We start from the raw sequence: 8,521 nt of genomic DNA, 5'->3' as shown, positions 1-8,521 counted from the left end.
GCTCAGAATCAGGAATTAAATTATTCATCATTATTACAGCTGCTCCCAACGCACTTGCATTGTCAACTTCTGAAGTATATATTTTTTTATCTGTAAAATATCCTGCCAATAATTTGATATAGATATCGTTATTTGCAAAACCTCCTGTTATGTAAATTTTATCAGAAGTGTCACTTCGTGGAATAACTAATTCAATAGATTTTATACTATGCCATGTAAGGTCAATCATAAGCTGATGATAAGCTTCCTCGAAAGAGTTGAACTGTGATAAATCAATATTCTCATCTAAATAATGTTCCGGAATTCCCTGCTTAAAGAAAGCTCTATCGCTACCATAAACTTCATTAAGTTTCTCAACAATAGCATTATCTAATTTCACATTCTTAAATGAATCGCCAGGAACCTTAAAATGATCTGTCAATCTTTTTGCGTTAACCTCATGAATATACCCCATAAACAATCTCGATGTTTTCACTTGCTCTTTCTCTGCAGTTAAGAAACACAAACAATCGTTATCGAGTTCCGCCTGGGTAAGAGTCTCACTATTGAACGGATTCATTGTAATACACCATGTTCCCGTTGAGATAAGAATAAACTCTGATTTATTCCCGTATAAATAAGGAACCAATGCCGCTGAACTATCGTGAATACCTACACCTACTTTTATTGATTTCCCATTAATAACGGTGTCAAATACGGTAGAATTTGATATAGGATTAGGCAATTCAACATCCAAATCTTTTACCCATTTGTGATAATCCGAATTATCGAAATCCCACATACCGGTATGACATCCTATTGAAGTAGGCTCTGAAACAACCTTATTAGTATAATTATAGCTTAAATACTGAGGAAAATGTATTACATCCTTCACCTTATTATAGAAGTGAGGCTTTTCTTTTTCCAGCCATTTTATCTGCAATCCTGAATTCAGAAATCCTAAGGCCGGAGAAGCTGTTTTTCTTGAGAACTCAACCAATCCGCCGTTTTTAGAGTAAAATCCATCTATGATGTATTTAGGCAGCTGTTTTAGGTAATTATAAAGAGGTGTTATTCTCTCTCCTTTTTCATCAAGATATATTAACGAAGCACCATAAGTAGAGAAATTAACAGCTTTAATAATATAGGTGCCATCATTGGTAATTACTTCTATAGCATCATCTATCCACTTCTCTATTTTAACAATATCGTCACAAGCAAATCCGTCATCATCCAATATTTCATTAAAACGTTCTTCCCTCTGGTAAACCACATTAAAGTTATAATCAAACAAAATAACTTTCTTGTTAGTTTTTCCTATATCGAATATTGCGATTACTTCTTTTATCATAACTCCAGATTTTTCATTCGTATTGAGATAGCATTCTTAATATAATTCTACTTTGCTAAATACTAAAAAAAAAAAGTCCATATCAATACACAATTTGGGAAAGCGAGAGCACTTTTTGACATTTCTCCATCTTCATCCTCTATTGGGTGAAAATTAATAGAATGAAAAGGTAAATGGAGCATTCAAATTGGTATTATACATCCCATAATTTGGAACGAACCAACATGTTTCGTCCTTGAATAAGTCTATTAAAACAGACTTATTCAAGGAGGGTATATATAATAGAAAATAGGCTGCCTCAATCCTTTTTTAGACAGACTTTTTCAGTATTTATTAGAAGAACATATTCATAGCAAACTCCATTTCAAACTCTGGGTCGCTAGATAGTTCTATATATTCCATTTCATCAATCATCTTTTCCATATCGTCAATAAAATTCTGAGATTTTACTGCTATTACCGAACCGGTACCGGCAGTATTTCCAACCTGAATATACTTATCCAAAGGTAAATCGGGTAACAATCCAATTTTTATTGCATTTTCTATGTCGATATAATTTCCAAAACCACCGGCAAGCAAAATATTATCCACTGCATTTTCGTCTATTCCTGCTTTTGCAAGCATACGTTTTACTCCTGATGCTATTGATGATTTAGCCAGTTGAACTTCACGTAAATCTTTTTGGGTTAATGATACGGTATTACTTCCCGATTTATACACTACAAAGTCTTCACTAATATTACCGTCCATTCCAATAATATCATTTTTCAACAATTCACCAACTACATCAATAAGCCCGGATCCACAAATTCCTATTGGTTCTACATCTCCAACCACATCGTAAGAATCCATGTTAAACTTTGAAATAGCTCCGGGAACTGCCCCCATTCCATTAGAAATATTTGCTCCTTCAAAAGCCGGACCGGCTGCTGTTGCACATGACAAAGTTTTCTCCGGTGTTACTAAAACCATCTCACCATTTGTACCTATATCGATAAACAAAAATGTCTTTCCGATTTTGTCTCTATCAATAGATGCTAATCCTGCAATAATATCAGCTCCTACATACCCGCTCAAGGCCGGCAGAAGTACAACATCTCCTTCCGGATTTATGTTTATAGATAAATCGGCAGGAGATAAATTCTTTGTTTCGGTAAAAACAGGTTTAAATGGCGAATGAGCTATAGATATTGCATCAATTGCTAAAATCTGATGTAACATTGTCGGATTACCAACTATAGAAACTTTAACAAAATCATTAGCAGTCAAATCAGAATTCTTACAATAGCCCTCCAACACATCGTTTATTGAATTAACCAAAACCGATTGCAGATTATCTATTCCGTTTTCGTTTTCTTTCCCGTAACTGATTCGCGATATTACATCTGCTCCGTACTGAGATTGAGGGTTGATTTTAGTAATTACGTCAACAACAGTTCCAAATAACATATTTACAATGTAATAGGCAATTGTTGTTGTACCAATATCGATGGCAAGTCCGTAAGGAATTGTTGCCAATCCTGCAGCTTTACCCGGATTAACCCAATATTGTTTTGTAAACTTATACTGATCGGACATGATTTTCATCTCTTGCTCATCGGGCATAATAAGTTCTATATCTTTCGATACATAATACAGGCAGGATGTAACATGGCCTTCGTCCTTAATTTCTACCTTACATTTGCCACAAGTTCCATTTCCTCCACATGGAGCAGATATCCCACCATCGGTATTTTCGCGAATAAACTCAAGCAGATTTGCTCCTTCATGTATATCGTATTCTTCGACGCGACCTTTGTTATGTATCTTTATTTTATGATTCATTTGTTATCCTTTTTAATTCATTGTTATTAGTTAATAATAATTACTAAACAAAGTTTACCATAATAACAACCATTATCTATACACTTCTATATGCACAATTAACACTATTGCATAATGCACAATCGGTGTGTTTGAATTTTACTTTTTTTCCGACACCTATAATTCCACTTATCGATTTTACAGGATTCATCATTCCTCCCTCCTTAATTTCTATTCCCAAAAAGTCATTGGGCAAAAGAGAAAACAGTTTTTCCTGTTCTGCTATATCCCAACCACAATTTCCCGGACTTAATGTATTTGTAGTTTTTAGTGATTTTTCTTTTGCTTCTGATGTTACTTTATCTAAAATATATCCCGATGCAGTTTCTACAATAATAGAACCTAAAATATCAGAGACAAAAGCGAGTTCCATTTCTTCACTAAAACTATATTGATGGAGCATGTTTTCTAAATCAACTCCCAAAGTACAGGCAAATATTGCTACCTGCTTTGCTCCATTCAAATAGTCAACAAACTCTTCTTCGGGATAAAAAACAACATTGTTGATGTTTAACTTTTCTCCTAACAAAGAAGCAGTGAAAAATTGAACTCCAACTTTCACTGCTTCTTCATCTAATTTTTTTAACTCCTTTTTTGCTATATCAAGAAAGTAATTATTTGTTGCATCGTCATTTTTACCAAGGTACTTTTTAATATCCCGGTCAGAAACAGACAAATCCTTTACTTTAATTATTTTTTCTAAATTACTAAACATGTCATTAACATTTATTAAATACAATTATTACTGTTTAATGAAAATGATCTTTTAGAGACGATTCGTAAATCGCCACTGCGGTTACAATATTGCGTTTTCCTTTGTCTTTGCTTTGAATAATTTTTGCAATTCGCGTGGTCCGTATTCGTTATTGAATATTATCAATTCTGTTCTCCCCTCGTATTCTGTTTCCATTTTAGTATACTGAAAATCGTCGTATACAGTTTGTACAGCCATTGTAGAACCGTCTTTAAGATTTACAAAACCTTTTATACGCTGACTTGTTGGTTTAATTTCTTCGATAAACTCAATTAATCCCTCTTTCGAAATTTTGTCGTGAAGTCTCAACAATGACAGCCCCATATCTGGTTTATTACCACCTTTTGTTAAAGGAATCATCATCTGACTTTTCTCGGCCTGGATTTTCTCTTCATCAAAAGTACCTTCGAGATCAAACTCACAATAAGAAGTTTCGATAATCTCTGCAAAAGGATTCCACTGCTCAAGTTTTGTTAACACTGAATCAAGGTTATCCTGAAGTTCAACTTTATTGACAATCAATTTATCGGCAACCAAAACCTGATGCTTAAAGCGCTCCATCATTCTAAATGTTCTTTCAAAATTTAGAGCATCAATTACCGTGTAAATAAACTTCAAAGATATTTTATCTCTAAGTTCATTTGTTTGCAATATCTCGGCAATACTAATTGGGTCGGCCAAACCTGATGCTTCTAAAAAGATAGCTTCAGGCTGATAATCATTTGCCAGTTTCTCAAGTGTTTTTGTAAAATTATCTAATTGACATACACAAAAAACCGATCCGTTATTAATTTCAACAAGTTCGAAAGGCTGTTCGGTCTTTTTCAATTCTTGTCCATCTACTCCCGACGGAGCAAACTCATTTTGGATAACAGCAATACGTTTTTTACTCCCGTATTCGTTAAGAATGTTTTTAGCAAAAGTAGTTTTCCCACTACCAAGCCATCCTGTGATTATATAAAATGGGATCATGTTTTTCAAGTCAAAAAGTAAAAAGGCAAAAGTAAAAAGTACTTTTACCTTTTACCTTGTTTATTTTATTCCTTTCTTATCTATCTGAGCATCAATCTTATCAGAGATATCTTTTAAAGGAGGTATTTGTGATATAAATTCGATATTTCCGTCTATTACTACTGTTGGTAAATTACGTACTCCAAGTGTTTGCATCATAGCAACTCCTTCGGGAGTCATAATATTATACTCTCGGCATACAACTTTCTTACCATAAGGCTCGCAAACTACCTTAGCGGCTTCATACATATACTGACAAGCTGCACATGACTTAGAATTTAAAGTAACAACATCAACAATTACCTGATCTTCTTTCCAGTGATCTGTTAAGTCAAGTGTTTCTACTTCTTCCTTTGTTGCTTCAGATGCTCTTAATTCGCCCTGACGCAAATCGTCGTGAACTAAATCAGCAATAGCCTTCATATTATTCACAGGAGTTTCCATTGGTATATCACATCCCGGAGCCAATAAGAATCCTTTTTTACCCCCTATATCCATACAAGCCAATGCATCGCGCTGACAGTCTTCTTCAGTACCCATCAATATTGATACGGTAAGTTGAATATTCCCGCCAAAACTCACTCCTTTTTCTAATGCAACATCACGTACAAAATCTAAAGGTATATTCTCATCGATAGAAATGTTATCAGGTCCACAATTACACATTCCTTCAATATTCTGTTTTGCATTTCCACAAACGAAGAATGAACTTAAAGCTCCATTTTTCTTAATCGTTTCGAAAACTTCGGCAGCATAAGGCTGAACAAATGTTTCGAACGACATAGGATCGATCTGACTTGTCATCGGGTCAACAATAGCAACAACATCTACACCCGCTTTGATGTATTCCTCTGCCATAAAATTACCAACCTTAGTAGTAAACTCCATCAGGTTAGTGATTTTATCGGGATCCATCATCATATCCATAAAGATATCTGTACCCAATAAATGTAAAGCCAAAGTAAAAGGACCTGTAATCAAACCATACAGAGCAATATCAGGATTAGCGGCACGTAATTCGCGGGCTGTATCCATTGCCAATTGGATTCTTCCATCTTCAAGAGTTGGCATTTTAATATCTTCCAATGCAACTCCTTCTGCCATTGGATGCGAAATAACCGCAGGAGGATTATCGTCAACCCAATTTAGTTTACATCCCATTGCTTCTGCCTCTATCTGCAAATCGAAAATTACAGGAATTCCATCGGCATTATACAATTCTATAGCATGATTAATACCTTTTACAATATCATCTTTAGATTGTAAAAACTCGGTAGCAGTCTTTCCTAATAAGCTTCCTGCATGACATCCTACAAAAGGAATCCACGGGAAACGTGGTACTTCCTGAATTTTTATTGCGTTTTTTACCAGTTCTCTCTTAGTCATCTTTATGGTCTGTTAATATTTTAATAAAAATTTACAGATTGTAATTTTCGAGTTACAGAATTAGTTTACTTACCCTATACCGAAAATTGCATCTATATAAATTCATCTTATGCTGCTCCTACCAATTCATTTGATGTAGCAATAGCTCCCTGCGGATCAGGGCTAAAGAAATCTGCTCCAATTTTATCAGCAAATTGCTGTGAAACAGGTGCTCCTCCAATAAATACTTTTTGTTCTGAATTGTTTTCTTTTAGCCTAGCTACAATTTCTTCCATATTCGACATTGTAGTAGTTAACAAGGCAGATAGCCCAACAAAACAACCGGGATTTTCGTTCGCAGCGTCAATAAATTTCTCTGCTGTTACATCTACACCTAAATCAATTACTTCGTAACCATTACCTTCCAACATCATCGCAACAAGGTTTTTCCCTATATCATGTAAATCTCCTTTTACAGTTCCAATTACGAATTTACCTTTACGTTGAACTGATCCGTCATTAAAGTAAGGCTTAAGGTGATTCATACCCGCACTCATAGCTTTTGCCGACATCAACACCTGAGGTACAAATACTTCGTTTGCTTTAAATTTCACTCCAATTTTTTCCATTCCTATTATCAGACCTTCCTGTAATACAGTGTTAGCATCAAGTCCCTCATCTAAAGCCTGCTTAACATACTCATCTGCTCCATCCTGACCTTTCATATTTGGTGGATATGGTGATTTTTCGTTAATCTTTCCAAATTCTACTGTGTGAGCTATATTTTCTAATAAATTCATAATACATTCAATTAATTTTGTTAATCTGTTTTTCTCTTATTTTTATTATAGCATTGTATTTTCTCCATTTACAATGTCTTTTATTTACTACGTACTCCTTATTATCAACTCAGGAAGAACAACATGTTGTTCTTTCTCTTCATTATTACTGTTGTACATCAGTCTGATCTTATCAACCATGTCGCCATACAAACAATCAATAGCGGTAATACCGGAATCCAATATTCCTATTAACTCAGTATTTCCATAATTCACAAGCGAAATGTCAGTAGGAAAATTAAACCCCATTTTCTTTAACTTGTCATATATCTTAATAGCGTCAATATCCTTATAACATATAATACCTCCGATTGAATTATCTTCAATATACTTACGGGTTATTTCATGATGATTATTAACCGAGAAAACTTCTCTATCATCCTGAGATAAGGCATAATTTTCTAATGATATTATCATAGATTCCGCTACCATATTTACACTGGACCAAGCCGAATCTTTTACGAAAAGAAAATTGCCGTCATTATTTCTAGTCAAATGTTCAGCCGCTCTCCGTACACCTAAATCGTAACTCTGAATTACATAGTTAAACGACGAACCTGACATTGTATAATCAACTAAAAACAACTTGCTATTACTAACCCTAAGCTTCGAATAAAAATTAGATGTTAGCTTCTCGTTATAATTAGGAACTATAAACAGAGTATCATAGCCATGCTGAACAAGAGAACTCACTAACCTTACCTCTTCATCTGCATTATTGTAATGCAAGTAATACTCCAACTCCATATTATATTCATCCGCAAGTAGTGTTAACTTATAAATCAACTCCTCCATATTTGATGAATACATGGGTAAAATAAGTCCCCACTTATTCACAATGTTTTCAGGCTCGGCTACAAAAGAACCCTTCCCGGGAACTTTCACTATTAGCCCCTCATCAGCCAAATGACTGAGAACTGTTTTTGCTGTCTCCCGCGAAACACTATGCTTAAGCATTATCTTATTTATAGAATCTATCTGTTTACCCGGTTCCAGAGCATGAGTATGTATATCATCTGCATACTCTTTGATCAGTCTTTTATAGATAGGTAGATAATTCATTAATTAAGAATAATTTTTTAACGCCTCAAAGATAGATTTTATATCACAATACCATCACATACCATCACATTTATCTGTTTTCAATCACAGTGGGCTGTGGTGTGCTGTTGTTTTGAGTAACATATAACTTAAAATCCGCAAATAAAATATTGATTCTATTTGCGGATTTTAGAAAAAAAGATAACAGATACCTGCCTGCGTGACTCAGTCAGGCAGTAAAAGAAAAGCGACGAAATGAAATTCAGCTAACACTGTGTCTCGGCTTAGCCGATGAACAGCAAAGAATAAAAGTACCAG

The 8,521-nt window shown here is 34.6% G+C and carries 7 protein-coding genes; all 7 read right to left on the bottom strand.

The window, feature by feature from the left end:
• The coding region (locus tag ABFR62_11680; protein ID MEN8139080.1) for an FGGY family carbohydrate kinase at positions 1-1,330 on the bottom strand (1,330 nt) is incomplete at its 3' end.
• A 333-nt stretch (positions 1,331-1,663) separates the two neighbouring features.
• Positions 1,664-3,154, bottom strand: a complete 1,491-nt coding sequence (locus ABFR62_11675; GenBank protein ID MEN8139079.1) for an ASKHA domain-containing protein — start codon at positions 3,152-3,154, stop codon at positions 1,664-1,666.
• A 76-nt stretch (positions 3,155-3,230) separates the two neighbouring features.
• Positions 3,231-3,908, bottom strand: coding sequence for a hypothetical protein (locus tag ABFR62_11670; GenBank protein ID MEN8139078.1), 678 nt, complete (start codon positions 3,906-3,908; stop codon positions 3,231-3,233).
• 81 nt (positions 3,909-3,989) lie between these two features.
• Positions 3,990-4,919, bottom strand: coding sequence for a CobW family GTP-binding protein (locus tag ABFR62_11665; GenBank protein ID MEN8139077.1), 930 nt, complete (start codon positions 4,917-4,919; stop codon positions 3,990-3,992).
• A gap of 60 nt (positions 4,920-4,979) precedes the next feature.
• A complete protein-coding gene (locus tag ABFR62_11660) occupies positions 4,980-6,344 on the bottom strand; it encodes a uroporphyrinogen decarboxylase family protein (GenBank protein MEN8139076.1) in 1,365 nt (454 codons plus the stop codon).
• 107 nt (positions 6,345-6,451) lie between these two features.
• Positions 6,452-7,126, bottom strand: coding sequence for a corrinoid protein (locus ABFR62_11655; protein MEN8139075.1), 675 nt, complete (start codon positions 7,124-7,126; stop codon positions 6,452-6,454).
• Between the two features lie 84 nt (positions 7,127-7,210).
• On the bottom strand, positions 7,211-8,224 hold the full coding sequence (locus ABFR62_11650) for a substrate-binding domain-containing protein (GenBank protein MEN8139074.1): 1,014 nt from the start codon (positions 8,222-8,224) through the stop codon (positions 7,211-7,213).
• Positions 8,225-8,521 lie beyond the last annotated feature (297 nt).

Source organism: Bacteroidota bacterium (genome assembly GCA_039714315.1).
Taxonomy (GTDB): Bacteria; Bacteroidota; Bacteroidia; order Flavobacteriales; family JADGDT01; genus JADGDT01.
This window is presented reverse-complemented; position numbering and strand designations above follow the sequence as displayed.